Consider the following 1,436-nt stretch of genomic DNA (forward strand, 5'->3'; position numbering starts at 1 on the left):
CCTCGCCGCTTTTTCGAGGTGAAGCGTATGAAAACCATCAGTATCGATATTGAAACATTCAGCGATATCAATCTGGCAAAATGCGGTGTGTACAAATATGCCGAATCGCCAGCCTTTGAAATCCTTCTCTTTGGATATTCGGTGGACGGCGGCGAAGTGCAGGTCGTTGACCTGGCGCAGGGAGAGGGCATCCCGGACGATATCCTGGATGCCCTGACCGATGAATCCGTTACCAAGTGGGCGTTCAATGCCAGCTTTGAACGGGTCTGCCTGTCGCGCTACCTGTGTGACCTGGGGATGAGCCTGGACCCGTTCCGTGACCATCATCCGCTTTCCCAGGACTGTGCCAGGTTCCTCAATCCGGCAGGATGGAAATGCTCCATGGTCTGGTCGGCCTATATGGGCCTGCCCCTTTCCCTGGAAGGCGTAGGAGCCGTGCTGAAGCTGGACAGCCAGAAGATAAAGGAAGGCAAAGACCTGATCCGCTATTTCTGTGTTCCCTGCAAGGAAACAAAATCGAATGGCGGCCGGACAAGAAACCTTCCTCAGCATGCGCTGGACAAATGGACACTGTTCAAGTCCTACAACAAACGGGATGTGGAAGTGGAAATGGCCATCCAGGAGCGGCTGAAGAAGTATCCCGTCCCGGAACCGATATGGGATGAATATCATCTCGACCAGGAAATCAATGACCGGGGCATCGCCATCGACAGGACGCTGGCTAAAAATGCCATCGTCATCGATGCCCGCAGCCGGGACAGCCTGATGGCTGTGCTGAAGGAAAAGACGGGTCTGGAGAACCCGAACTCCGTCATACAGATGATCGGCTGGCTGGAACAGCATGGGATGAAGACCGATTCCTTGGGCAAAAAGCAGGTAGAAAAGCTGCTGAAGACGGCAGAAGAACCGCTGCGCAGTGTGTTGCTGCTCCGGCAGAAGCTGGCCAAATCCTCGGTCCGGAAATACCAGGCCATGGGGATGACGGCCTGCGAGGATGGCCGGGCCAGAGGGATGTTCCAGTTCTATGGGGCCAACCGGACCGGGCGGTTTGCCGGCCGGCACATCCAGCTGCAGAATCTTCCCCAGAATCATCTGCCGGATCTTTCGGAAGCCCGGGAACTGGTACGCCAGGGAAATTACGAAGCCATGGAACTCCTGTATGATTCCATCCCCGATGTCCTTTCCCAGCTGATCCGTACGGCCTTTGTGCCCCGGCAGGGACTGAAGTTTGCCGTAGCGGATTTTTCGGCCATTGAAGCCAGGGTGCTTTCGTGGCTGGCAGGAGAAACATGGCGTTCGGATGTCTTTGCCAGGAATGGCGACATTTACTGCGCCTCGGCTAGCTCCATGTTCGGCGTTCCCGTAGAAAAGCATGGCGTCAACGGGCATCTCCGGCAGAAAGGGAAAATCGCAGAACTGGCCCTTGGCTATGGCGG

The 1,436-nt window shown here is 55.9% G+C and carries 1 protein-coding gene (cut by a window edge); it reads left to right on the plus strand.

Annotation, left to right across the window (positions count from 1 at the left end; all coding sequences use genetic code 11):
• The first annotated feature begins 765 nt into the window (after positions 1–765).
• On the plus strand, positions 766–1,436 hold the 5' portion of the coding sequence (locus QZL64_RS14630; protein WP_441351085.1) for a DNA polymerase. Its footprint extends 31 nt past the window's final position; 671 of the gene's 702 nt are visible here — the first part of the coding sequence; the start codon lies at positions 766–768; its stop codon lies beyond the right edge, outside the window.

Source organism: Veillonella sp. CAG:933, from assembly GCF_000431435.1.
GTDB lineage: Bacteria > Bacillota > Negativicutes > Veillonellales > Veillonellaceae > Veillonella_A.